The 23,741-nt window shown below is 72.7% G+C and carries 26 protein-coding genes; 22 read left to right on the top strand and 4 right to left on the bottom strand.

Features of this window, described 5'->3' with window-relative positions; all coding sequences use genetic code 11:
• Nucleotides 1-64: 64 nt before the first annotated feature.
• From LUW87_RS13950 to LUW87_RS13940, 3 genes are all read left to right on the top strand, one after another.
• On the top strand, nt 65-619 hold the full coding sequence (locus LUW87_RS13950) for a hypothetical protein (protein WP_232671801.1): 555 nt from the start codon (nt 65-67) through the stop codon (nt 617-619).
• A 248-nt stretch (nt 620-867) separates the two neighbouring features.
• Nucleotides 868-1,338, top strand: coding sequence for a sigma-70 family RNA polymerase sigma factor (locus LUW87_RS13945; protein WP_232671800.1), 471 nt, complete (start codon nt 868-870; stop codon nt 1,336-1,338).
• On the top strand, nt 1,319-2,428 hold the full coding sequence (locus tag LUW87_RS13940; protein ID WP_232671799.1) for a hypothetical protein: 1,110 nt from the start codon (nt 1,319-1,321) through the stop codon (nt 2,426-2,428). The genes LUW87_RS13945 and LUW87_RS13940 overlap by 20 nt, the downstream gene beginning before the upstream one ends.
• A 406-nt stretch (nt 2,429-2,834) precedes the next feature.
• On the opposite strand, the gene LUW87_RS13935 is transcribed toward LUW87_RS13940, so the two are convergent.
• Genes LUW87_RS13935 through LUW87_RS13925 form a run of 3 tightly spaced genes read right to left on the bottom strand, consistent with a single transcriptional unit; the run spans nt 2,835 to nt 5,877 of the window.
• Nucleotides 2,835-3,803, bottom strand: coding sequence for a VWA domain-containing protein (locus LUW87_RS13935; RefSeq protein ID WP_232671798.1), 969 nt, complete (start codon nt 3,801-3,803; stop codon nt 2,835-2,837).
• Entirely contained in the window at nt 3,800-4,792 is a 993-nt protein-coding gene (locus LUW87_RS13930; protein ID WP_232671797.1) for a DUF58 domain-containing protein, read from the bottom strand. The genes LUW87_RS13935 and LUW87_RS13930 overlap by 4 nt, the downstream gene beginning before the upstream one ends.
• A gap of 59 nt (nt 4,793-4,851) precedes the next feature.
• Nucleotides 4,852-5,877: an AAA family ATPase gene (locus tag LUW87_RS13925; RefSeq protein WP_249420422.1), complete on the bottom strand. Its 1,026-nt coding sequence runs from the start codon at nt 5,875-5,877 to the stop codon at nt 4,852-4,854.
• Nucleotides 5,878-6,039: 162 nt separating this feature from the next.
• Here LUW87_RS13925 and LUW87_RS13920 point away from each other — a divergent pair, with 162 nt between their 5' ends.
• The 13 genes from LUW87_RS13920 (at nt 6,040) to LUW87_RS13860 (ending at nt 16,073) form a co-directional block, all read left to right on the top strand.
• Complete coding sequence (locus LUW87_RS13920; protein WP_232671795.1) at nt 6,040-6,723, top strand: response regulator transcription factor; 684 nt, start codon at nt 6,040-6,042, stop codon at nt 6,721-6,723.
• On the top strand, nt 6,720-8,006 hold the full coding sequence (locus LUW87_RS13915; protein WP_232671794.1) for a sensor histidine kinase: 1,287 nt from the start codon (nt 6,720-6,722) through the stop codon (nt 8,004-8,006). Before LUW87_RS13920 ends, LUW87_RS13915 begins: the two co-directional genes overlap by 4 nt.
• A gap of 344 nt (nt 8,007-8,350) precedes the next feature.
• A complete protein-coding gene (locus LUW87_RS13910) occupies nt 8,351-9,514 on the top strand; it encodes a S1C family serine protease (protein WP_232671793.1) in 1,164 nt (387 codons plus the stop codon).
• A gap of 71 nt (nt 9,515-9,585) precedes the next feature.
• Entirely contained in the window at nt 9,586-10,785 is a 1,200-nt protein-coding gene (gene ftsY / locus LUW87_RS13905) for a signal recognition particle-docking protein FtsY (protein WP_232671792.1), read from the top strand.
• Entirely contained in the window at nt 10,782-11,324 is a 543-nt protein-coding gene (locus tag LUW87_RS13900) for a hypothetical protein (protein WP_232671791.1), read from the top strand. The genes ftsY and LUW87_RS13900 overlap by 4 nt, the downstream gene beginning before the upstream one ends.
• A complete protein-coding gene (gene ffh, locus LUW87_RS13895; RefSeq protein ID WP_232671790.1) occupies nt 11,324-12,847 on the top strand; it encodes a signal recognition particle protein in 1,524 nt (507 codons plus the stop codon). Before LUW87_RS13900 ends, ffh begins: the two co-directional genes overlap by 1 nt.
• A 139-nt stretch (nt 12,848-12,986) precedes the next feature.
• The gene (gene rpsP, locus LUW87_RS13890; protein WP_346742567.1) at nt 12,987-13,250 is read left to right on the top strand and encodes a 30S ribosomal protein S16; all 264 of its coding nucleotides are present in this window, start codon (nt 12,987-12,989) and stop codon (nt 13,248-13,250) included.
• The gene (locus LUW87_RS18900) at nt 13,247-13,546 is read left to right on the top strand and encodes a KH domain-containing protein (RefSeq protein ID WP_232671789.1); all 300 of its coding nucleotides are present in this window, start codon (nt 13,247-13,249) and stop codon (nt 13,544-13,546) included. The genes rpsP and LUW87_RS18900 overlap by 4 nt, the downstream gene beginning before the upstream one ends.
• A 13-nt stretch (nt 13,547-13,559) precedes the next feature.
• A complete protein-coding gene (gene rimM, locus LUW87_RS13880) occupies nt 13,560-14,039 on the top strand; it encodes a ribosome maturation factor RimM (RefSeq protein ID WP_232671788.1) in 480 nt (159 codons plus the stop codon).
• Nucleotides 14,040-14,049: 10 nt separating this feature from the next.
• The gene (trmD, locus tag LUW87_RS13875) at nt 14,050-14,808 is read left to right on the top strand and encodes a tRNA (guanosine(37)-N1)-methyltransferase TrmD (RefSeq protein ID WP_232671787.1); all 759 of its coding nucleotides are present in this window, start codon (nt 14,050-14,052) and stop codon (nt 14,806-14,808) included.
• 163 nt (nt 14,809-14,971) lie between these two features.
• A complete protein-coding gene (rplS, locus tag LUW87_RS13870; RefSeq protein WP_232671786.1) occupies nt 14,972-15,316 on the top strand; it encodes a 50S ribosomal protein L19 in 345 nt (114 codons plus the stop codon).
• 96 nt (nt 15,317-15,412) lie between these two features.
• The gene (locus LUW87_RS13865; RefSeq protein ID WP_232671785.1) at nt 15,413-15,715 is read left to right on the top strand and encodes a DUF2469 family protein; all 303 of its coding nucleotides are present in this window, start codon (nt 15,413-15,415) and stop codon (nt 15,713-15,715) included.
• 13 nt (nt 15,716-15,728) lie between these two features.
• Nucleotides 15,729-16,073, top strand: coding sequence for a YraN family protein (locus tag LUW87_RS13860; protein ID WP_232671784.1), 345 nt, complete (start codon nt 15,729-15,731; stop codon nt 16,071-16,073).
• A 66-nt stretch (nt 16,074-16,139) separates the two neighbouring features.
• Here the strand turns inward: LUW87_RS13860 and LUW87_RS13855 are convergent, their stop codons facing one another.
• A complete protein-coding gene (locus LUW87_RS13855) occupies nt 16,140-16,817 on the bottom strand; it encodes a histidine phosphatase family protein (protein WP_232671783.1) in 678 nt (225 codons plus the stop codon).
• A gap of 227 nt (nt 16,818-17,044) precedes the next feature.
• Here LUW87_RS13855 and LUW87_RS13850 point away from each other — a divergent pair, with 227 nt between their 5' ends.
• From LUW87_RS13850 to LUW87_RS13825, 6 genes are all read left to right on the top strand, one after another.
• Nucleotides 17,045-17,389: a c-type cytochrome gene (locus tag LUW87_RS13850; RefSeq protein WP_232671782.1), complete on the top strand. Its 345-nt coding sequence runs from the start codon at nt 17,045-17,047 to the stop codon at nt 17,387-17,389.
• 121 nt (nt 17,390-17,510) lie between these two features.
• The gene (locus tag LUW87_RS13845; protein ID WP_232671781.1) at nt 17,511-19,025 is read left to right on the top strand and encodes a YifB family Mg chelatase-like AAA ATPase; all 1,515 of its coding nucleotides are present in this window, start codon (nt 17,511-17,513) and stop codon (nt 19,023-19,025) included.
• Nucleotide 19,026: 1 nt separating this feature from the next.
• Entirely contained in the window at nt 19,027-20,196 is a 1,170-nt protein-coding gene (dprA, locus tag LUW87_RS13840) for a DNA-processing protein DprA (RefSeq protein ID WP_232671780.1), read from the top strand.
• Between the two features lie 34 nt (nt 20,197-20,230).
• Complete coding sequence (locus tag LUW87_RS13835) at nt 20,231-21,127, top strand: tyrosine-type recombinase/integrase (RefSeq protein WP_346742566.1); 897 nt, start codon at nt 20,231-20,233, stop codon at nt 21,125-21,127.
• Between the two features lie 2 nt (nt 21,128-21,129).
• Complete coding sequence (whiG, locus tag LUW87_RS13830; RefSeq protein ID WP_249420378.1) at nt 21,130-21,915, top strand: RNA polymerase sigma factor WhiG; 786 nt, start codon at nt 21,130-21,132, stop codon at nt 21,913-21,915.
• Nucleotides 21,916-22,098: 183 nt separating this feature from the next.
• A complete protein-coding gene (locus LUW87_RS13825; RefSeq protein ID WP_232671778.1) occupies nt 22,099-23,667 on the top strand; it encodes a peptidoglycan DD-metalloendopeptidase family protein in 1,569 nt (522 codons plus the stop codon).
• Nucleotides 23,668-23,741: the final 74 nt, after the last annotated feature.

Genomic DNA, 23,741 nt, shown 5'->3' with positions numbered 1-23,741 from the left:
GAGCTATGGAACACTGCCGGCCATGCATGGACGCGGCCGGCGGGCCTCGGTTTCCGCTCTCGTCGTGGCGCTCGCCTTGGTTGCCGCCGGGTGTGGGGACGACTCGGGCGCTGCGAGAACCGATGCGAACGAGTCGTCTGCCTCGACGGAGCGCTCTGATCCGGCGGCAGATGGGGTGTTCGTGCCCTACGCACTCCTCGAGGCTCCCGGTTGGACACTTCGCGAAGCGATCGACCTGCCGCCGGATCACATCCTCACGGGCATCGAGCCGGTGCCGTCGGAGTGGTACGCGGAGTACCAGCGTCTCGAGCCGGCCGCTGACGGGTGGGGCCACGCCGTGAAGCTCGCCGGCTTCGCGGTAGGGCTCGACGCCTATCGCTCCTCGATGGAGGAGCTCGGGGTGTCGTTCGAACCGGTGGACACGGCGGCCGGCGAAGGGTTGGCCGGCACGACCGCCGAGCAAGGAGCTCGTCCGGTGATCGTCGTGGTGCCCCTCAGCCAAGGCACGCTCGAGCTCCTGAGCTATGAGCTGTCCAGCGAAGAGCTCGTTGCGCTAGTCGGAGACATCGATGTGGTGGACGATGCAGGCTGGCGCGCAGCCGGCGGCCAGGTGACGTAGTCCCAGCGCACGGCATCCGCTCGAACGCACCGTTGAGCAGACCGGTCATCAGGACCGGCCCTGGTCGACACGTCCCCCACCATCCGGCGATCTGGGGCACCCACTCCTGGCCAGGCCCTCGACCTCTCGAGTGGGAGGGGGTTGGCCGCCAACAACGCGCACCGAAGGCCCGGAAGCCTGCAGCGGGCCGTGTTCTCGACTGAACCATTCGCACCTGGCCAGGCTTTCAGCCAGTGATGTCTTCGACTGTGGAGTTCGAGTGGTTCTTCACCACCTACTACGGGCGCGTCGTGCGCGTGCTGTCTGCAGCCTGGGGTGATGAAGAGGCTGCCGCCGATGCTGCGCAGGAAGCGTTCGCTCGGGCGTTCGCCCGCTGGCGGCGGGTGCAGGGAATGGCACGGCCTGATGGCTGGGTGTACGTGACGGCCGCGAACCTCATGAAGCGACAGGAGCCGAAGCACCCGGGCCCGGAAGCTGGGTGGGACCTTCGGGCGCCTGATGCTGCGGAGCCGGTGGCGACCAGGCTTGCCCTTCGAGATGCCGTGGCGTTGCTGCCTGCCCGGCAACGCCAGGTCGTGGTCCTGCGCTACCTCGGCCAGCTGAGCACCGCTGAGGTGGCTCAGGCTCTCGGCTGCGCAGAGGGAACGGTCAAGTCGACGCTGCACTCGGCGTTGAAGGCGCTTCGTGTGGAACTGGAGGATGACGATGAAGGTCGATGAGTTCCGCGTAGAGCTGGAACAGGGTCTTGGTGATGTTCCGCTCGTCGACGAGCCGACATGGGCCAGCGTGGTGCGTCGGGGGCGCCGCCTCCGCCGGGTCCGCCGGGCTGCGCCTGTCACCGTCCTCGGTGTTCTCCTCGTGGCCGCTGTCGGTCTGGCCGCCCTGGCGGTCGGTGGCGATCAGTCGGCCACAGTGATGACCAGCGACCCTCCGGCCGCCCCTCCCTCCACCCCGGTGGCTCCTTTCGCAACGATCCCGCAGATCGAGGGCGGGGCCGAAGCCGGGTTGTACCTGCTGGCCGATCCGCCACCCCAGGGGCTCCCGTTGGTGTTGCGCGCTGGCCCGTTGGATGAGGGCGGCGAGTCGATCTCAGGTGACGGAACCGCCCGATCCCAGCGATGGGTGCTCTTCGACGACACCGGCCGGGCACCAGAAGCTGTCTTCGACCTGCAGTGGGGTGCCTCGCCTTCGTTCGTGGCGGAGTGGTCCTCGACGCTCGAAGAGGAAGGAGCCGTCGCCGTAGGCGACTTCGACGGCGAGTACCTCGTCAACCTGGGCGCCCTGGTGTGGGAAGAGCCGAGCGTTGGTTTCGTCGTTCTGAGTTCCCAGCAGTTGAACGCGACACAGCTCGTGGAACTCGCGGATCAACTCGCGGTCACGGAAGAGGGACCGTCGTTCGAGGAGGCGCCTGCCGGTTTCGAGCTGGTCTACGACGGCGACTCGAGCATCAGCCTCGGAGGAGCAGTGCGGCGGGTCGCCTACGGCGACGGGTCACGAGGATTCGGCCTCTTCCTCGCGGAGCACAGCGAGTACCAACCCAAGATGAACCTGTACTTCCCCGAGGCGCGACTCGTCGACGTTCGGGGCACCGAGGCCGTGCTCTCACCTCGGGCGTTCGTCATCGCTGGTGGATCACTTCCTGGCCCGGTGTCTTACTTGGTCAACCCCGACTGGGTGCTGCAGTGGCAGGAAGGCGACACCCTCATCAGCGCTACCGCAACCGGCCTCTCACCGGATGCACTCGTCGACTTTGCGAACACGCTTGAACGCGTCGACTACGCGACCTGGGAGTCAACCGCGCCGTCCTGAGCCCAGGTCCTGCGGCCGGCGTTCGGAGACGTACGGCAGCGGAGTGCTGCGGCGATCGGGGGCACCGAGGGTGAAAATGCCCACGTCGTAGCGACAACGTGGAGTTACCGCCGAGGTTGTCGCTACGACGTGGGCAAATCGGGCGAGGACACGGCCAGGCCCGACCCGCGGTTCGCTGCCCTCTGGTCTCGAGTCCGAGCGGAACTGCCGATTCATCCCGACCCGATTCCGGCGGCCAGCACCGATCCCGCCAGCCGCGCTCCGGCGGGTACCGCCACCGAGGTGCCGGTCAGGGGCGGGGTCGTTCTGGCTCGCGAGCGCAGGAGGAGCCCGATCCGGGTGCTGTCGGGCGGAGTCGGACAGCCACGGCGACCGAGCGGCACCGCGGCGCTCGAAGTCGCCACGGTCACGGCAGGCGGGAGAACCAGGCGAGGCTGACGCCGCCGGCGGCGAAGAGGGCGACGAGGGCGGCGCCGACGAACCACGAGGTCACCTCGGTCTCCTCGGTCGTGTAGCCGACCGACGAGCCGATGGTGGCGTACACGTCGCGCAGCTCACCTTCGCTGGTCGCTTCGTAGAACCGGCCACCGGTGGCCTCCGCGATGGCGGACAGCGCCGCCGTGTCGACCGGCACGGGCACGAACCCGGCTTCACCGGGGATCTGGATGAACCCTCGGTCGGTGCCGAACGCGATGGTCGACACGGGCACGCCCTGGTCGATGGCAGCCGCCGCTCCGGCGCCGTCGGGCCGACCGCTGGTCGTGGTGCCGTCGGACATGACCACGATGGCGGCGGGCACCTCGGTGCCGTCCTCGGCCGGGGGCACGGTGTCGAGGGCGCCGAGGCTGGCGAAGATGGCCTCGCCGATGGCGGTGCGTTCGTCGAGCTCGAGGGCTTGAATGGCGTCTCGGACGGCGACGCGATCGGTGGTCGGGGGGACCTGCACGGTGGCGGCCGCGTTGAAGCTGACCAGGCCCACGTTGACGGTGTCGGGCACCTGGTCGAGGAAGGAGACGGCGGCGGTCTTGGCCGCGTCGATCCGTGACGGCGACACGTCGGTGGCCTCCATCGACAGCGAGGTGTCGATGGCCAGCATCACCGTGGCCCGCTCGCGCGGGACCCTCGTGTCGAGGGTGGGGCGAGCGAAGCCGAGCACCAGGGTGGTCAGGGCCAGCAGGTAGACGGCGGCGGCCACGTGGCGGCGCCAGCCGGGCCTGCGAGGGGCCACCGAGGCCAGCAGATCGAGGTTGGTGAAGCGCAGGGCGTAGGCCTGGCGTCGGCGTTGCACGGCCACGTACACACCGACGAGGGCGACCACGCCCAGGAGGAGCCAGAGGCGGACGGGGTCGAGGAACCCGACGGCGAGCAGGCTCATCGGGAGGCTCCGTGGAGGCGGGCGGACGTGGTGGCGTCGTGGCCGTGGGCGGCGGCGCGCGACAGGGCGTCGACCCGGTCGCGGCGGTGCGACACGAACCGGGCCAGGTCGAGCAGCCAGTCCCGATCGGTGCGCAGCTGCAGGTGGTCGGCACCGGCGGTGCGCAGCCGGCGGGCGATGTCGGCGCGTTGGGACCGCGCCGCGTCCGCGTAGCGGGCGCGCAGGGCGGGGTCGGTGCGCACCTCGAGCTCGGCGCCGGTCTCGGGGTCGACCAGGTGGACCGATCCCGCGTCGGGGAGCTCGACCTCCAACGGGTCGACGATCTCGATCCCGAGGACGTCGTGGCGCATGGCCAGCGAGCGCAACGGGGCCGTCCACTCGCCTGGGTCGAGGAAGTCGGAGACGACGACGACCAGTCCCCGACGGCGGGCCAGACCGCCCAGGCGTCGCATCGCCGGGCCCAGGTCGGCGGCCCCGGGCCGGGGCTGTCCGAACGCGCCCAGGACCTGGCGCAGGAGGGCCTGACCGTGCACCCGTCCGCCCCGGGCGGGCACCGTGACGTGGGTCCCGGCGCCGTCGGTGGTGACGGCGCCGATGCGGTTGCCGGTGCGCAGGGTGAGGAACCCGACGGCGGCGACGGCGGCCAGGGCCAGGTCGCGCTTCTCGGCCCGGGCCGAGCCGAACGCCAGGCTGGCCGAGGTGTCGACCAGCACCCAGGTCTCGAGCTCGCGGTCGGCGACGGTGTCGCGCACGTGGGTCTCGCGGAGGCGGGCGGTGACGTTCCAGTCGATGCGGCGCACGTCGTCGCCGGGCTGGTAGCCGCGCACCTCGCCCTGCTCGGTGCCGTGGCCGGGTGTGAGGCCTCGGTGGTCGCCCTGGAGCAGCCCGTCGAGGCGGCGGGTCACGGCCAGCTCGAGACGGCGCAGGACCTCCGAGGCCGGGGTGGTGGCGATGGACGGGGCATCCGGGGTGCGTCCGCCTCCGACCATCAGGGGGCGATCCTCGAGAGGTGGAGCGGTCGACGGCGGCCCGGAGGGGAGGGGGCGGTTCACGGGCGAAGAGTCGACGTCGGGTCCTGGGACGGCGAGACCGAAGGGGCGGGGATGGTGGACAGCACCCGGGCGAGGATCTGCTCGACCGACAGGCCCTGGGCGAGCGCCTCGTAGGACGGCACCAGCCGGTGGCGCAGCACGTCGGGGGCGACGTCGAACACGTCCTGGGGCAGCACGTAGCTGCGGCCCCGCAGCAGGGCCAAGGCCCGACCGCCGGCCACCAGGCCGAGGGTGGCTCTGGGGCTGGCGCCCCAGGAGATGAGCTCGGTGAGCTCGGGGAGGCCGTGGGCGGCTGGCTCTCGGGTCGAGAGCACCAGGCGCACGGCGTAGTCGGCCACCCCGGGCGGCACCTGGACCGCGTCGGCGGCGGACTGGAGGGCGACCAGCTGCTCGAGGCTCATCGCCTGCTCGGCCTCGGGCGGACGCACCCCCATGCGGGCCACGATCTGGGCCTCTTCGGCCGCCGTCGGGTAGCCGAGCACGATCTTCATCAGGAACCGATCGCGTTGGGCCTCCGGGAGCGGGTAGACCCCCTCGCTCTCGATCGGGTTCTGCGTGGCCAGCACCAGGAAGGGCTCGGGCACCGCCCGGGTCGACCCGGCGATCGAGACCTGGTGCTCCGCCATCACCTCCAGCAGCGCCGACTGCACCTTGGCCGGGGCCCGGTTGATCTCGTCGGCCAGCACGATGTTGGCGAACACCGGGCCCCACTCGATGTCGAACTGCTCGCTCGACGCCCGGAAGATGCGGGTGCCCACCAGGTCGGCGGGCAACAGGTCGGGGGTGAACTGCAGGCGGTTGTAGGACCCGCCGATCACCGTGGACAGCGTCTCCACGGCGAGGGTCTTGGCCAACCCGGGGACCCCCTCGAGCAGGACGTGGCCCCGGGCCAGCAGCCCCACGAAGAGCCGCTCGATGCCCCGGTCCTGCCCCACGATCACCTTCTTCACCTCGAACAACGCCCGCTCGAGCAGGGTGGCCGCCTCGACGGGGGTCAGGGCCTCGGGCTCGACGTGGCTCATGGGGGGCTCCGGTTCGGCGAGGGGGACGGACGTGGTCGGGCTGGTCACCGGGGGAGAGGATCACGGGCCCGTGAAGGCCACCGTAAAGGGCCTCGTGCCGCCGGAGGGCATGGGGGCGACCATGAGGTCGCGCCGGTCCCCCGGGGCTCTACCGTTGGCGGCGTGCGAATCCTGGTGGTCGACGACGAGGTGGAGCTGGCCGAGGCCGTGGCGCGGGGTCTGCGTCGCGAGGGCTACGCGGTCGACGTCGCCCACGACGGCGAGGACGCCCTGGCCAAGGCCATGGTGAACGGCTACGACCTCGTCTGCCTCGACCTCACCATGCCGGGCACCGACGGTCGGGAGGTCTGTCGCCGGCTGCGGGCCGAGCCGCTCGACCCCCAACCCCGGGTCCTGATGCTGACGGCGCGCGACAGCCTCGAGGACCGCGTCGCCGGGCTCGACGACGGCGCCGACGACTACCTGGTGAAGCCCTTCGCCTTCCCCGAGCTCACCGCGAGGGTGAGGTCGTTGCTGCGCCGCGACAGCCCCGCCTCGTCGTCGGTCTTCACGGTGCGCGACCTCTTCCTCGACGACGCCCGGCACGAGGCGCGTCGGGGCGATCGTCGCCTCGATCTCACGGCCAAGGAGTTCGCCCTGCTGCGCTACTTCATGAGCCGGCCCGGGGAGGTGCTGTCCCAGGAGGTGCTGCTCGAGCACGTGTGGGACGAGCATGCCGACCCGTTCACCAACACGGTGCGGGTCACGGTGGGGACCCTGCGCCGCAAGCTCATGGCGGACGGTGAGCCGTCGGCCATCGAGACCGTGATCGGGCGCGGCTACCGCCTGTTGGAAGCCGACGGATGAGCACGTCGGTGGGCCCCCCGCCGGGCACCCCTCCGGCGGCCTCGACCCCGCCGGTCACCGGCGAGCACCCGCAGGTCGAGGTCCGCACCCGGCTCCACTCGCGTGGCGTGCGCCTGGCCGACCGGCTGCCGCCCTGGGCCGGCTCGGTCCGATTCCGGCTCACGCTCGTGTACTCCACCGTCGTGTTCGGGCTGGCCGCACTGGTGGTCGCGTCGATCTACATGGGCCTGCGCTACACGCTCGAGAACCAGACCGTGGGCACCATCTTCGAGCTTCCCGGCCGGCCGCCCCTGCTGCGCCTCGACGAGGTGGCCCTCATCGAGAACCGGGCCTACGAGCGCGCTCTGGAGACGCTGCGGGTCTGGTCCTTCGGGGCCCTGCTCGGTCTCTTCTTCGTGAGCCTGGCGGTCGGCTGGCTGGTGAGCGGGCGCATGCTGCGCCCCATCGGCCAGATCACCGCGACCGTCCGTGAGATCCAGGCCAGCGACCTGTCCCGTCGCATCGACCTCGGTGGGCCCGACGACGAGCTCAGGCGACTGGCCGACACCTTCGACGAGATGCTCGGACGCATCGACGACGCCTTCGAGGGGCAACGACAGTTCATCCACGAGGCCAGCCACGAGCTGCGAAATCCGCTCGCGGTCATCCGCACGAACCTCGAGGTGACCCTGGCCGACCCCGATGCCGGGGCCGACGACCTGCGGCGCACCGCCGAGGTCGTCGAGCGCTCGACCGAGCGGATGTCGCGCCTGGTCGACGATCTGTTGGTGTACGCCCGCAAGGGCACCCTGTCACTCGAACGGGAGCCGGTCGATGCCGGGCTGCTCGTGGCCGATGCCTCGGACGAGTTCGAGGCCTTCGCCCAGTCTCGCGGGCTGCACCTGGCCCAGAGCGCCGACCCCGGGCTGTGGGTGCTCGGCGACCGCCTGGCCCTGCGCCAGGCGTTGGCCAACCTGCTGGCCAACGCCGTGCGCCACTCGCCGGTGGGCTCCACCATCCGGGTGCGGGCCGGTCGGGAGGGGCCATGGGTGTGGCTGTCGGTGGAGGACGAGGGACCCGGCATCGATCCCGCTGACCACGACCGGGTCTTCCAGCGCTTCTGGCGGGGGGACCCCAAGGAGGGGCGGGAGCAGGGTCGCAGCGGGCTGGGGCTCACGATCGTGCGCCAGACCGCCGAGGCCCACGGCGGCGAGGTGAAGCTGGCGTCGGAGCCAGGCGCCGGCGCGGCCTTCGCCCTGTGGCTGCCGGCGCTCTCGACGCCGACGCCCATCCCCGGGGTCTGACCTCGCGCTCACCCACCACTTTCACCCATCCTTCGCCCGGCTTTCGCCGGGCTTTGCGGAGGGCTCCGTAGGTTGTCCTTGCCGGCGCAAGCGTGCCGCTGTCCGACCCCTCGCATCCCCTGCGAACCCGAGGAGCACCTCCGATGACCTGGGACCAGAACCCCCCTACCGAGCCTCCCGTCGCCCCGGGCCCCGGCTCGCCCTTCCCAGGGAGCGATCCGAGCAGCGCCCCCACGTTGGAGGAGCCTGCGGGTGGCGAGCCGGCCGGTCGGGGCCCTTCGGCTGAAGGACCTCCGGCGCCGCCCAACCCCGCGTGGCCGACGAACGTCGAACCCACTCGTGTCGTGCTGCCGCCCTGGTCCGAGCCGGCGCCGCCGGCGGGCCCCGCCGATGCGGCGTCGGCCTACGGCGCCATCCCGCCACCCCCACCGCCGCCCCACCCGCCGACCACGTGGCCGGCACCGGGTGAACCCACCCCGCCGCGCCGTCCGCGTCGGCTGGCTCGGGCCGTCGGGGCCACCCTCGGTGCGGGCGTCCTCGTGCTCGCCGGCGTCGGGGTGGCGGCCCTCACCGAGGACGACGCCGCCACACCGGTGGTGCGCAACCCGGCTCCCGTGGCCACCGTCCCCGACGTCACCATCGATCCCGACGTCGAGCCGCTCGCTGCGGTCGCCGCCGCAGTGGGGCCCTCGGTCGTGCAGATCGAGCCGAGCAACGGCCTCGGCTCCGGGGTGGTCTACCGCGACGGGCTGATCCTCACCAACGCCCACGTCGTCGGTTCCGCCTCCACCGTCACCGTGCGCGCCGCCGACGGCCGAGCGCTCGAGGGCCGGGTGCTGGGTGCCGACACCGGGACCGACGTCGCGGTGGTCCGGGTGAACGCCGACGACCTGCCCGCCGTCGCCATCGCCGAGACCGAGCCGGTGGTCGGCCAGTCCGCGGTGGCGCTCGGCAGCCCGTTCGGCCTCGACCAGACGGTGACCGCCGGGATCGTGTCCGCCGTCGACCGCCCCGTCGACAACAACATGGGCATCGCCGTGAACATGATCCAGACCGATGCGTCCATCAACCCGGGCAACTCCGGCGGGGCGCTGGTCGACCGCAACGGAGCCCTGATCGGCATCAACACCGCCATCTTCAGCCAGTCCGGCGAGAACAACGGGATCGGCTTCGCCATCCCCGTCGACACGGTCCTCGACGTCGCCGCCAAGATCGTCGCCGGCGAGTCGACGGCCAAGGCCGGTCTGGGCCTCACCGGGCCCAGCGCCACCCCGTCGGGCGATGCCGGGGCCTACGTGCAGAGCGTCACCCCGGGTGGCCCGGCCGAGGCCGCCGGGATCCGGGCCGACGACAACATCGTCGCCGTCGACGACGAGGAGATCCGGTCGTTCGACCAGCTCCGGGGCGTCATCAGCGCCTACACCCCCGGTGACGAGGTGACCGTGACCCTCGAGCGTGGGGGCGAGACCCTCACCGTCGACGTCACCCTCGGGACGCTCGGGGGCTGACCCCGGCGACGGGTCCGGGGCCGACCCGGCCCGCGTCGGGTCCCGCGGGCCGTCAGTAGGCTGGCCCGGTCATGGAACTCGTCGTCATCCTCGTCGCCATCGCCGTCCTCGGCGTGCTGTTCGGTACCGGCTTCGCCCTCGTGCGGAGCCGGCGCCGCGATCAGTCCACCCTCGAAGAGCCGCCGCCACGGCGGGCCGTGCCGCCCGAGGCGGCGACCGGCACGCTGGTCGAGGAGCCCCCGACCGACTCGGCCGGGCCGGTGGTCGACGAACCCCCGGCACCGGACACCGTCACCGAGGACGAAGCGGCCGTCATCGCCGAGGCCGAGGCAGCTGCGGCGGCCGCGCTCGTCGAACCGCCCGAGGTCGTCCGGCCCCGCTTCCGCGACCGGCTGGGCAAGGCCCGGGGCCTGCTCTCGGGCTACGTCGGGTCGCTCACCGGTCGCACCAAGATCGACGAGGACACCTGGGACGAGCTCGAGGAGGCCCTCATCCGCGCCGACGTGGGCGTCGAGGCCACCCAGGATCTCCTCGACCACCTGCGGACCCAGGTGAAGGCCCAAGGCCTCACCGACGGCGCCCAGCTCCTCGAGGCCCTCAAGGCCGAGCTGAAGGCCCGCCTCGGCGGGTTCGAGCTCGATCTGGCCCTCGCCGACGGCGCCGGCCCCACCGTGTGGCTCTTCGTCGGGGTGAACGGGGTGGGCAAGACCACCACCATCGGCAAGCTGGGCAAGCGCGAGGCCGACGCCGGCCACAGCGTGGTCATGGCCGCCGGCGACACCTTCCGGGCCGCGGCGGCCGAGCAGCTCGGCATGTGGGCCGAACGCTCGGGCGCCCACCTGGTCCGAGGCAGCGAGGGGGGCGACCCCAGCGCCGTCATCTTCGACGCCGTCGAGGCCGCCGCCGCCCGAGACGCCGACCTGGTGCTGGCCGACACCGCCGGACGGTTGCACACCAAGGTCAACCTCATGGACGAGCTGCGCAAGGTCCGTCGGGTGTCCGACAAGGGTGCCGGTACCGTGACCGAGGTGTTGCTGGTGCTCGACGCCACGACCGGCCAGAACGGGTTGGTGCAGGCCAGCCAGTTCACCGAGGCCGTCGAGGTCACCGGCGTGGTCCTCACCAAGCTCGACGGCTCGGCCAAGGGCGGGATCGTCGTGGCCATCCAGACACAGCTAGGAATCCCGGTCAAGCTGGTGGGTCTCGGTGAGGGTGCCGACGACCTGGTTCCCTTCGATGCCGACGAATTCGTGGAGGCACTGTTCTCGTGAAGCTCATCACCGTCCCCGTCAAGGTGCTCGTCCGTCTGGTCGTGCTCCCCGTGAAGCTGGTGCTGGCCACCGTGGGCTTCACCTTCAAGACCGGCTACAAGGCCGGCGCGCTGCCCGTGAAGGGCAGCGTCGTCGCCGGTCGGGCCCTCGGGCTGAAGGCCCTCGTGGTGTTGGCCCTGGGTGTCGCCGGCGGCATCGCCATCGGCCGGCGGCTCGGGCCCTCGACGCCGTCGGGCGACGACGCCTCCGGGTCGGCGTGGAGCCCGTCCCGCGACCGCTCCGACCAGGTCGGCTCGGTCAGCGTCGACGAGACCGTCGTGGTCGCCGAGACCGCCGACGGCACCATGGTGATCGACGACGTCGTCGTCACCGAGGAGACCGCCGACGGCACCGTGGTCACCGAGACGGTCACCGTCGACGAGGTCGAGGCCGGCGACACCGAGCTCGACCCGGAGACCGCCGCCCTCGACGCCGAGGTCTCCCACGTGCTCGGCGAGACCGCCGGCGACGATGCCTCCGACACCAGCGGCGACGCCTGATGTTCGAGACCCTCTCGGACCGCTTCGAAGGGGTCCTCGGGCGTCTCCGCAGCAAGGGGCGGCTCACCGAGGCCGACGTCGACGAGGCCCTGCGGGAGATCCGGCGGGCCCTGCTCGAGGCCGACGTCAACTTCACCGTGGTCAAGGGCTTCGTCGAGCGGGTGCGCGAGCGCTGCGTGGGCGAGGAGCTCTCCGGGGCGCTGAACCCGGGCCAGCAGGTCGTCAAGATCGTCAACGAGGAGCTCACCGCCACCCTCGGCGGCGAGACCATCAAGATCACCTTCAGCTCCAAGCCGCCCACCGTCGTGCTCATGGCCGGCCTGCAGGGCTCGGGCAAGACCACCAACTCGGCCAAGCTGGCCAGCTGGTTCAAGCGCCAGGGACGCCACCCGCTGTTGGTCGGCGCCGACCTGCAGCGCCCCGCGGCCGTCGAGCAGCTGCGCACGCTCGGGCGCCAGATCGAGGTCCCGGTCTGGAGCGAGGACACCGATCCGGTCGCCGTCGCCAGCGGCGCGGTGGCCGAAGCCCGCCGCACCGGTCGCGACGTGGTCATCGTCGACACCGCCGGGCGCCTCGCCATCGACGCCGACCTCATGGACGAGGTGCGGCGCATCTCCGGGGCCGTGAGCCCGGACTACACGTTCCTCGTCATCGACGCCATGACCGGCCAGGACGCGGTGGCCACCGCCGAGGCGTTCCACGCCACGCTGGAGCTCGACGGCGTCATCCTCACCAAGCTCGACGGCGACGCCCGCGGCGGTGCCGCCCTCAGCGTCAAGGAGGTGGTGGGGCGGCCCATCGCCTTCGCCTCCACCGGCGAGAAGATCAAGGACTTCGACCTCTTCCACCCCGACCGCCTCGCCGGTCGGATCCTCGGGATGGGCGACATGCTCACCCTGATCGAGAAGGCCGAGGAGGTCTTCGAGCAGGACCAGGCCGAGGAGGCGGCGACCAAGCTCCTCGAGGGGCAGTTCACCTTCGACGACTTCCTCGACCAGATGCAGCAGCTCAAGAAGATGGGCCCGCTGTCCGGTCTGCTCGGGATGATGCCGGGGGTGCCCAAGGAGGTCCGCAACGCCGAGATCGACGACCGTGAGATCGCCCGCATCGAGGCGATCATCCGGTCCATGACCACCACCGAGCGGGTCGACCCCGACCTCATCGACGCCTCGCGGCGCGAGCGCATCGCCCGGGGGTCGGGCACCGACCCCCATCAGGTCTCCGAGCTGGTCAAGCAGTTCAAGGAGGTCTCCAAGATGATGAAGCGCATGGGAGGCATGGGCTCGAAGAAGGTGGCCAAGTCCCGCCGCAAGGCGGCCAAGGGCAAGAAGGGCAAGGGCCCCGGTGGCCGCACCAGCGGCGGCCGGGTGGCCCCCAAGACGAAGGCCCCGCTGCGCCTCCCCGACCTCGATCCGGCGTCGCTGCAGCAGGGCGGCGGCGCCTTCCCGGGCCTCGGCGGGCCCGGCGGGGGAGGGGGCCTCCCCGACCTCGGTGCCGGTCCGCCGCGCCGCAAGAAGGGCTGATCCAGCTAGTCTCGGCCGACGGACTTGCCCCGCACCGGGCGCGTGCCACACCATTGTCCGTCTCCTGTGCGCCGTGCCCGGGCACCGTGCGCCGGGTACCCCGTCGCCGTCGACGACAACGAGTAGAGAGAAGAACGCCGTGGTAAAGCTCCGCCTCATGCGGATGGGAAAGACCAAGCAGCCGACGTATCGCATCGTGGCCGCTGATGCGCGGTCACCTCGCAACGGCCGGTTCATCGAGATCCTGGGTCACTACGACCCCCGCCGGGAGCCGTCGGCCATCACCGTCGACAACGACAAGGCCGTCGCCTGGCTGAAGAAGGGCGCCCAGCCCACCGAGGCCGTGGCCAAGCTCCTCAAGATCTCCGGGGCGATGGACGACTTCGCCGGCACCGCGTCGTGAGCGAGGCCGACACCACCGACACCACCGAGTCCGGAGCCGACGACGGCGCGGTCGACGCCACCACCGCCCGCACGGTGCTCGAGTACGTCGTCAAGGCGCTGGTCGAGGACCCCGACGCCGTCTCCGTCGAGCTCGACGACCGTGGCCGGCGCCCCGCGCTGAACGTGCACGTCGGCGACGGCGACATGGGCCGGGTCATCGGCAAGCGGGGCCGGGTCGCGCAGTCGATCCGCACCGTCGTGCGCGCGGCTGCCGTCCGCGACGGCCTCGAGCTCGACGTGGAGTTCGTTGACTGAGGCGAGCGGCCCGATGACCCTCCTCGAGGTGGGCAAGGTCGACAAGCCCCATGGCCTGCGCGGTGAGGTGGTCGTCACGCTGACGACCACCGAGAAGGCGCGGGTGGCCGAGGGGGCACGGCTGGTGGCCGGCGACCGTGAGGTCGTGGTGGTCTCCTCCACCCCGCACCACCATCGCTGGATCGTGGCGTTCGACGGGTTCTCGCGGCGCGAGGACACCGATGCCATCGTGGGTGCCGTGCTGCGGGCCGAGTCCATCGCCGACACCGACCCCGACGCCCTGTGGGTGCACGAGCTCGTCGGTGCCGAGGTCGTCGAGGCCGACGGCACGTCCCGGGGCCGGGTCGAGGCCGTGCAGGAGAACCCGGCGAGCGACCTGCTGGTGCTCGACACGGGGGCCCTGGTGCCGCTGACCTTCGTGGTCGAGCACACGCCTGCCGGTCGCGTCGTCGTCGACGTGCCGGCCGGGCTCTTCGACCTCCTCGACGGCTAGGACCCTGTCGATGGCCGACGCCTGCCGGGTCGACGTGTTCACGATCTTCCCCGAGATGGTCGAGGCCTTCGCGGCCGAGAGCCTGCTCGGCCGGGCCCGGGCGCGGGGGCTGCTCGACGTGCGCACCCACGACCTGCGCGAGCACACGACCGACGTGCACCGCACCGTCGACGACACCCCGTTCGGGGGTGGGGCCGGCATGGTGCTGCGCCCCGAGCCGATCTTCGCCTCGGTCGAAGCCGTCGACCCGCCCCGGCCCCTGTTCCTCCTCGGCCCCGGGGGCCGACGTCTCGACCAGCCCCTCGCGGCGGAGCTGGCGGCCTCGGGCGGGTTCTCGCTGCTGTGCGGCCGCTACGAGGGCGTCGACGACCGGGTGCGCACCCACCTCTGCGACGGCGAGCTGTCCATCGGCGACTACGTCCTCGGGGGCGGCGAGGTGGCGGCCATGGTGGTGCTCGAGGCGGTCGGCCGGCTGGTGCCCGGGGTCATGGGCAACGCTGCCTCCGGGGGCGACGAGTCGTTCAGCGACGGCTTGCTCGAGTATCCGCAGTTCACCAAGCCCGCCGTCTTCCGTGATCTGGGGGTCCCCGCCGTGCTGCGCTCGGGCGATCACGCCAGGGTCGCCCGCTGGCGTCGGGCCGCCTCGCTGGCGCGGACCCTCGAGCACCGACCCGACCTCATCGCGGCCCGCGGCGGCCTCACCGACGACGAGGCCGCCCTGCTCGAGTGGTTCCGCCACGAGTCCGAGGCCTCGCCGGGCGAGCCGTGAGCGGGCACCGGGCCGGCAGCGGGCCCGCTGCGACCGGCGGCTTTGCTGCTTCTCGGACGAGCGGCCTATCCTTCAGGGTCCCTCGGATCCACTTGCTGGGGTCCGCCACGACGTCCGTTCGAGCCACCCGGGCCGATCGGCTTGCACGCCAGGAAACGCTGCGATGAACGCCACCGACCTCGTCGATCTCCAGAGCCTCCGCGACGACATCCCCGACTTCGCGCCCGGCGACACCCTGAAGGTCCACGTCCGCGTGGTCGAGGGCACCCGCGAGCGGGTCCAGGTCTTCCAGGGGGCGGTCATCCGTCGCCAGGGCGACGGTGTGCGCGAGACGTTCACCGTGCGCAAGGTCAGCTTCGGCGTGGGTGTCGAGCGCACCTTCCCCGTCCACTCCCCGATCGTGCAGAAGATCGAGGTCGTCTCGCGCGGCGACGTGCGCCGGGCCAAGCTGTACTACCTGCGCGATCGCGTCGGGAAGGCCGCCAAGATCAAGGAGAAGCGCGACTGACGCCTCTGGGCGCCGTCGTTGCCCATCGGGCCGTCGTCGACGGCCCCCTGCCGGCACCCCCACGGTCCCCGAGCCCGGGGTCGTAGGAGGACACAGGTGAGCACCGAGGATCTCGAGGACTACGAGTCCGACGTCGAGTTGCAGCTCTACCGCGAGTACAAGGACGTCTGCCCGATGTTCCGGTACGTCGTCGAGACCGAGCGGCGCTTCTACCTGGCCAACGAGGTCACCCAGCAGGTCGTCGCCGACAGCGGTCGCACCCGCGTCGAGCTCGACCTCTCCGATGCGTGGGTGTGGGACATGTACCGCCAGAACCGGTTCGTCACCCACGTGCGCGTCGTCACGTTCAAGGACGTCAACATCGAGGAGCTCCCGCCCGCCGAGCTGGAGCTGCGGTGAACGGGCTCCACGGGTGACCGCCGGCCGCCGTGCCCTCGGGGCACGCGGCGAAGCCCTGGCCGCACGGTGGTACGAGGAGCACGGCTACCAGGTCGTGGCCCGCAACTGGCGTTGCCGGGAGGGAGAGCTCGACCTGGTCCTGCGCAAGGGTCGCACCGTCGTGTTCTGCGAGGTCAAGACCCGCAGCTCCAACGCCTACGGCACCCCGGCCGAGTCGGTCACGCGCACCAAGCAGCTCCGCCTGCGCACCCTCGCCCTGCGCTGGCTCGAGCAGACCGGCACCGCGAGGGGCAGCCTGCGCTTCGACGTCGCCTGCGTCGTCGCCGGACGCGTCGACGTCATCGAATCCGCCTTCTGAGCCCGGTCGTTCGCTCCGGCCGTCGGCTGCGGTCCGGAGGTTCGGGGCGAGGCCACCCCTGGGGCGTCACCTCGTGTGGAGGTGCTCGGGCAGGTGGGCGGTGTCGGAGAACCGGAAGAGGCTGAACGAGTGCACACCGCTGATGGACACGGGCCGCACGATGCTGACCGACGCGTGGAACGAGACGAAGCGCTCCCACTCCCAGGGCACCGGTTCGATGCCCAGCAGGTGCCCGAGGCACACCGCGTTGGTGCCGGCGTGGGCCACGATCACCACCCGGGGACCCGGATCGTCGAGCTGCCACACGGGCGGGAACTCGGTGAGGCGACGGACCCCGAGCTCGCCGAGCAGGCCGTCGAGGCCTCCGGTGATGCGCTGGTGGAAGTCCCGGAAGCTCTCGCCGCCGGGCAGGCCGTCCCACTGCTCGTCGAGCGGGCGGGCCCGGCTCTCGGCGAACGCCTGCTGCACCAGGTCCGACGGTGTGCCCTGCCAGACGGGAGCGGCGATCTCCGGCAACCAGTCGAGGACCTCGGGCTCCATCTGCAGGGCCTCGGCGACGGGCATCGCCGTCTGACGGGCCCGCACGAGGGGGGAGACGAGCAGGCGGTCGACGGGGCGGCCGGTGAAGGCCGAACCGAGGTGCCGGGCCTGGGTCAGGCCCACCTCGGTCAGCACGGGATCGTCGACGGCGAGCCCGTCGCGATCCCACTCCGGTTGGCCGTGGCGGACGAAGACCAGCTCCATCAGCCGAACAGGGCCCACAGGACGAGGGCCACGCACACGGCGATGGCGGCGGCCACCATCACGTAGTCGGCGGGGGAACGGCGATGGGGTCGGAACGGGTTCATGCCCACCGAGCCAGTATCGCCCCTCGGCCTCGGTCCGGGCGCATCGACCGGTCCGGGCCGGCGCTCGCCGGGCGCGCCGGGCCGGTTGGGGAGGCGCGTGGGCGGCGGGGTACCGTGCCGCCCATGAGCTGGTGGCGTCCCCTGACCGTGTCGTTGGTGCTCGTGGGGGCGGTGGCCGTGGGCCTGGCCGGGTGCTCGTCGGAGGACACCCCGGCGGCACCCACCGACCCGGTGCTGCTCGAGGGCCAGCAGATCTTCAGCTCCCAGTGCGCCGGCTGCCACGGCCGCGCCGGCGGCGGCGGGTTCGGGTCGAAGCTCTCCGACGGCCAGGTCGTCGAGAACTACCCCGACATCGCCGACCAGATCGCCGTGATCGCCGACGGCCAGGGGGGCATGCCGGGGTTCGAAGGACGTCTCACCGACGCCCAGCTCGAAGCCGTCGCCCTCTACACCCGCGAGGTGCTGTAGCCGGCCATTGTGGTCGGAGCCGGCCTGACCTAGCGTCAGCGGAGCGCTCGGCGGCCCGCCTCGGTGGCCGCCCTCCTGTCCCCCCGGCACCTCGGGTGCCGGCCTGCTCTGGAGGGCGACCATGCTCGCCACCGTCGCGTCCGCCACCCTCTCGGGGGTCGACGGGCTCCCCGTCCTCGTCGAGGTCCACGTCGGCAACGGTCTGCCGAGCTTCAGCGTCGTCGGCCTGCCCGACACGTCCGTGCGCGAAGCCCGCGACCGCACCCGGGCGGCCATCTTGTCCAGCGACCTCGCCTGGCCCGACCGCCGCACCACCGTGAACCTCGCCCCCACCACGGTGCGCAAGGCCGGGGCCGGCCTCGACCTGGCCATCGCGGTGGCGATCCTGGTCGCCACCGGCCAGATCCCGGCCGACGTGGTCGAGGGTCGGGCCTTCCTCGGCGAGCTGGGCCTCGACGGCACCCTGCGCCACGTGCCCGGCATGCTGTCGCTGGTCGACGCGGTCGACGTCGCCGAGGTGGTGGTGCCCCCGGCCTCGGTGGCCGAGGCCGAGGTCGTCGGGCGCCACGTGGTGCGCACCGCCGCCACCCTCACCCGGTTGGTCGAGACGCTGGTGCAGGGCGCGCCCTGGCCACCCTTGCCCGACCCGCCGCCGTCCCCTCCCCCCGGCGCCGCGGTCGACCTGGCCGAGGTGCGGGGCCATCCGCTCGGCCGTCAGGCTCTCGAGCTGGCCGCCGCGGGCGGTCACCACCTCTTGATGACTGGCCCTCCCGGGGCCGGCAAGACGATGCTGGCCCAGCGGTTGCCCGGGTTGCTGCCCGATCTCGACGACGTCACCGCCTTCGAGACCACGCGCATCCACTCCGCCGCCGGTCTGCCCTTTCCCGGCGGGCTGGTGCGGCGACCGCCGCTGCGGGCCCCGCACCACGGGGCGTCGGCCGTGGCGGTCATCGGCGGCGGCGCCGGGCACCTGCGCCCCGGCGAGATCAGCCTCGCCCACGGCGGGGTGCTCTTCCTCGACGAGCTGGGAGAGTTCCCCCTCGCCGTCCTCGACGCGTTGCGCCAGCCGCTCGAGGAGGGCGTCGTGCGCATCGCCCGGGCCGATCACCGCGTCACGGTGGCGGCCCGCTTCTTGTTGTTGGCGGCCATGAACCCCTGCCCGTGCGGCGAGGGCATGGGGCCGGCTGGCTGTCGGTGCAGCGATCGGGCCCTCGAGCGCTACCGCCGGCGGGTGTCGGGCCCCCTCCTCGACCGCTTCGACCTGCGCGTCGACATCTTCCGGCCCGATCCCACCCAGCTGCTCCACGGTGCCGGTGGCGACACCACGGCCACCGTCGCCCAACGGGTCCGGGCAGCACGCCGACGGGCGCAGGCCCGTGGCGTGGTGGCCAACGCCGAGCTCTCCGGTCGAGCCCTCGACGAGCTGGCGCCGCTCGCCCCGGCGGCCACCCGCATGGTCGAGCGGGCGCTCGCCACCGGCCGGTTGAGCGCTCGTGGGCTGCGCCGCGTCTGGCGGGTGGCGCTGACCGTCGCCGACCTCGCCGGCGACGACCCCCCGCTGGCCGATGCCCATGTGGCCGTGGCCCTCCACCTGCGCCAGGAGCCGTCGTTCCTGGCGCAGCGTCGGGCCAGCTGACGTGGCCCGACGACCCGAGACCCGCTACGTGGTGGCCCTGGCCGCCCTGCCCTCCATCGGACCGGGGCGCCTGCGCCGGCTCCTCGACCGGTACGGGCCCGAAGGGGCCTGGACGGCCGTGAGATCCGGCCGGGTCGACCCCTCGTTGGTGGTCCAGCCCGGCCGCCACGAGCGCGCCGAGGTGATCGAGCGATGGGCCCGGCGAGCCGGCCAGCTCGACCCCGACGCCCTCTGGGACGCGCATCGTCGGGCGGCGGTCGGGGTGGTCACCTGCGACTCGCCCGCGTTCCCGGCCGTGCTGGCGACCGACGACGACCCACCCGTGGTGCTGTTCTGGCGCGGCGACCTCGATCACCTGGCCGGGATGCGCGCCGCGGTGGTGGGCACCCGCGACGCCACCCGCTACGGCCTCGACGTGGCCCACGCCCTGGGCCGCGAGTTGGCCGAGGCGGGGGTGGCGGTGGTCTCGGGGCTGGCGCTCGGCATCGATGGCGCGGCCCACGCCGGGGTGCTCGCCATCGAGGGCGCCCCGCCCATCGGGGTGGTCGGCTCCGGCCTCGACCGGGTGTACCCCCGCGCCCATGGCGGATTGTGGCGGGCCGTCGGCGAACGGGGGCTCCTGTTGAGCGAGTACCCGCTGGGTGCGCCCTCGGCGGCGTGGCAGTTCCCGGCCCGCAACCGCCTCATCGCCGCCCTCGCCGACGTCGTCGTGGTGGTCGAGTCCCACGCCACCGGTGGGGCCATGGGCACCGCCGTCGAGGCCGGTCGCCGGGGCCGGACCGTCCTGGCCGTGCCCGGTCCGGTCACCGCACCGAGCAGCGCGGGCACCAACCAGCTGCTCTTCGACGGATGCGGCCCCGCCCGCCAGGCTGCCGACGTGCTGTTGGCCCTCGGGGTCGAGGGCGTTCGGCACCGCCCGGCCGCGGAGCGGCGCACCGCCCCGACCGGTGATGCCGAGCGCGTCCTGGCCGCCCTGCCCTGGCAACCGGTGGCCGTCGAGCAGCTCGTCCTGGCCACCGGCCTGGCCCTGGGCGCCGTGGTGGTGGCGGTCGAACAGCTCGAGGACGGGGGCTGGGTCACCACCTCGGCGGGTTGGGTCGAGCGGCTTGGTCGCGACCCCGGTGGGGCCGATCGGGACCGCCGGACCGGGCGCGTAGGCCGAACGACCTAGGGAGTTGAGCGCGGTGCGCGGTTACAGTGCTCGGGTGCACTCGGAAAGTGGCGCTTGGGAACTCGAGGCCTTCACCGCCTCTCTCACCGGCGTCGCGCCCGCCACCGTGCGGGCCTACCAGGGTGATCTGGAGGCGTTCGTGGCCTGGGCCGGGCGCCTCCCCCTCACCAGTCCGGGCGAGGTGCGCCGCACCACTCTGCGTCGCTACCTGGCCCACCTCGGCACCCGCCGCTACGCCCGACGCACGGTGGCGCGCAAGGCATCCTCGCTACGCCGGTACTTCGCCTGGCTGACCCGCACGGGCCGTCTCGCCGCCGATCCGGCCTTGGGGCTGAGCGCTCCCGGCGGGTCGGGTCGGCTCCCCCGGGTGCTGCGCGACGACGAGCTCAGCGCCCTGCTCGACGACCCGCCGGCCACCATCGCCGACGATCCCCCCGCCGTGCGCAGCCGCGACGACGCCGTGCTCGAGCTGCTCTACGGCAGCGGTCTGCGGGTGGCCGAAGTGTGCAGCCTGCGGCCCGCCGACATCGACATCGAGCGCCGGCGCCTCACAGTCCTCGGCAAGGGGGACAAGCAGCGGGTGGTGCCCCTCAGCGCACCGGCGGTCGAAGCCCTGCGCGACTGGCTCGGGCACGGACGCCGGATGCTGAGCACGGCCGACACGCCGGTCGACGCCGTGTTCCTCAACCGCCGGGGTCAGCGCCTCGGGCCCCGCGACGTGCGCCGCCTGCTCGACCGCCGCGCCGCCGCCCCCACACACCCCCACGCCCTGCGCCACACCTTCGCCACTCATCTCCTCGACGGAGGTGCCGACGTACGAACGGTGCAGGAGTTGTTGGGGCACGCCGACCTGGGGACCACCCAGCACTACACCCATGTCAGCAAGCAGCGGCTCCGGTCGGTGCTCGACGCCACCCACCCCCGAGCGTAGGAATGGCTGTGGACGACGAACAGGCCGCGCAGACCGCACAGCTCTGGGCCGAGTACAAAGACAGCGGTGATCGCGCCGATCGCGACCGGTTGATCCTGATCTATGCCCCGCTGGTGAAGTACGTGGCCAGCCGGGTGGCGGTCGGTCTGCCCCAGAACGTCGAACAGGCCGACCTCGTCAGCTACGGCATGTTCGGCCTCATCGACGCCATCGAGAAGTTCGACCTCGAACGGGGCTTCAAGTTCGAGACCTACGCCATCTCGCGCATCCGCGGCGCCATCCTCGACGAGCTGCGCTCCATCGACTGGGTGCCCCGCTCGGTGCGAGCCAAGGCCCGCGCGCTCGAGCAGGCCTACGCCAAGCTCGAGAACGAGCTGCGCCGCACCCCCACTGAGGCCGAGATCGCCGTCGAGCTCGACCTCACCGACGACCAGCTGCAGACCACGTTGTCGCAGATCTCCTTCATCGGCCTGGCCGCGCTCGACGAGGTCATGGGCGGCGGCGAGCGGGGCGAGTCGATGACGCTCGGCGACACCGTCCCGGACCGCACCGAGGGGCCGGTCGCCACCTTCGAGGTGGTGGAGATGAAGGAGATCCTCGCCGAGGCCGTCAACGGCATGCCCGAGCGCGAGAAGCTGGTCCTCACCCTCTACTACTACGAGGGCCTCACCCTGGCCGAGATCGGTCGGGTCCTCGGGGTCACCGAGAGCCGCGTCTGCCAGATCCACACCAAGGCCGTGCTCCAGCTGCGGTCGCGGATCCAGGCCACCGAGCGCGAACCGGTCTGAGCACCCTCGTCGTGCCGGGCCCACCCACCGGCTGACCCTCGGGTGATCGGCGCCGACGGCGCCCGCTCGGTCGTTCGACGCGACCCGCTGTCCCGGCGCTGCCTGCGCCGTCCTCCTTCCCCCAGGTGACCCGTCGCGCCCTGGGGAGGGCTCGTGCCCCGTACCACCGCACGCACCATCGGCGTGCTCCTCCTGTCCGTCTCGCTCTGGTCCACCGTGGTCCTGGTGGCTCCCGTCAGCGCCCAGGGCGCCCGAGAGCGCTACTCGCCTCCCGTCGAGGGCCCGATCGTGGAGCGCTTCGACCTCCCGGCCGAGCGGTGGCAGCCCGGGAACCGGGGTGTCGACTACGCCACCGCACCGGGGACGCCGGTGCACGCCGCCGCCGGGGGCACGGTGCTCTTCGCGGGCGACGTGGCCGGTTCGCTCCACGTCACGGTGGCGCACCCCGATGGCCTGCGCACCAGCTACTCGTTCCTGGCGGCGACCTCGGTCGTCACCGGGGCCGAGGTGCGCGCCGGTGACCAGGTGGGGATGGCCGGCGACTCCCTGCACTTCGGGGTGCGCGACGGCCACGGCAACTACCTGGACCCCGAGGACCTCCTCGGCGGCGAGCTGTCGCACCGACCGGTGCTCGTGCCCGGCACGGGGGAGGGCGCCGACCCCCTGGTGGAGCGCCGTCACCTCCTGCGGGTGGTCTGGGACGCAGGAGCCGGCGCGGTCGGTGCGTTCGGCGACGCCGTCGACCTGGTGCCGTCGGTCTTCGATGCGTCGTGGTGGCTGGCCCACACCGGCGTCGACTACCTGCGGCACCGCCTGGACTGCACCGCGCCCGGGGTGGCGGTGCCCTCGGTGCAGGGACGGCGCATCGCGGTGGTGGTGAGCGGCCTGGGGACCGCCAGCGAGGGCAACTCCGCCTTCGAGCTGCCCACGGAAGCCCTCGGCTACGCACCGGACGACGTGGTCCGCTTCGCCTACACGGGTGGGCGGGCGCCCGACCAGGGCCATCCGCACCGACCCGGGGACCCGGGGTTGGCCGGCATCGACGTGCGCCCCTTCGACGGCGTGGACTCCCAGCAGCCTCTGGTGGTCTCGGCCGACGAGCTGGCCGACCTCGTCGGCGAGGTGGCGCGGCGCGAGCCGGGTGTCCCCATCGACGTGCTGGCTCACTCCCAGGGCGGGGTGGTGGCCCGGTTGGCCCTCGACCGGGCCGCCGACGGCGACCGCCTCCCCGAGCAGGTCCAGAACCTCGTCACCCTGGGCTCGCCCCACCAGGGCGCCGACCTGGCCGAGGCCGTGGTGGGCCTCGAAGCGACGCTCGTCGGCGACGGCATCCTGCACGAGGCCGTCGATGCCGGGTTCATGGCTCCGCTCGATCCCCGCCGCCCGGCCATCGCCCAGCTGGCCACCAGCTCCCCGGTGCTGGCCTCGGTGCGCAACGAGCCGCTGCCCGACCACGTGCGCTTCACCACCGTCGGGGCTCGCTTCGATCTCACCGTTCCGGCCAACCGCACCGCGGACGGCGCCGCCGACCGCTCCGTCATCGTCGACCCCGGGCTCTCGTTCGGTGCCCACGGCGCCCTCACCACGGACCCGGCCGCCCTGCGGGAGGTCTCCCTCGCCCTGGCCGGGGCGGCGCCGACCTGTGAGACCTTCGCCGACCACGTGGCCGACCGGGTGGCTCCCACCGTGATCGGCGGAACCCAGCGGGTGGCCGGTGACGCCCTCGCGGCCTGGGCCGGGGCGGGGACATGACCGGCGAGGACAGCCGGTTGGCCGCGCGGCCGGGTGGTCCGTAGACTCGTGAGTCGGCCCGGCGCGTCCGCCGG

Source organism: Rhabdothermincola salaria, assembly GCF_021246445.1.
Taxonomy (GTDB): domain Bacteria; phylum Actinomycetota; class Acidimicrobiia; order Acidimicrobiales; family Acidimicrobilacustridaceae; genus Rhabdothermincola_A; species Rhabdothermincola_A salaria.
This window is presented reverse-complemented; position numbering and strand designations above follow the sequence as displayed.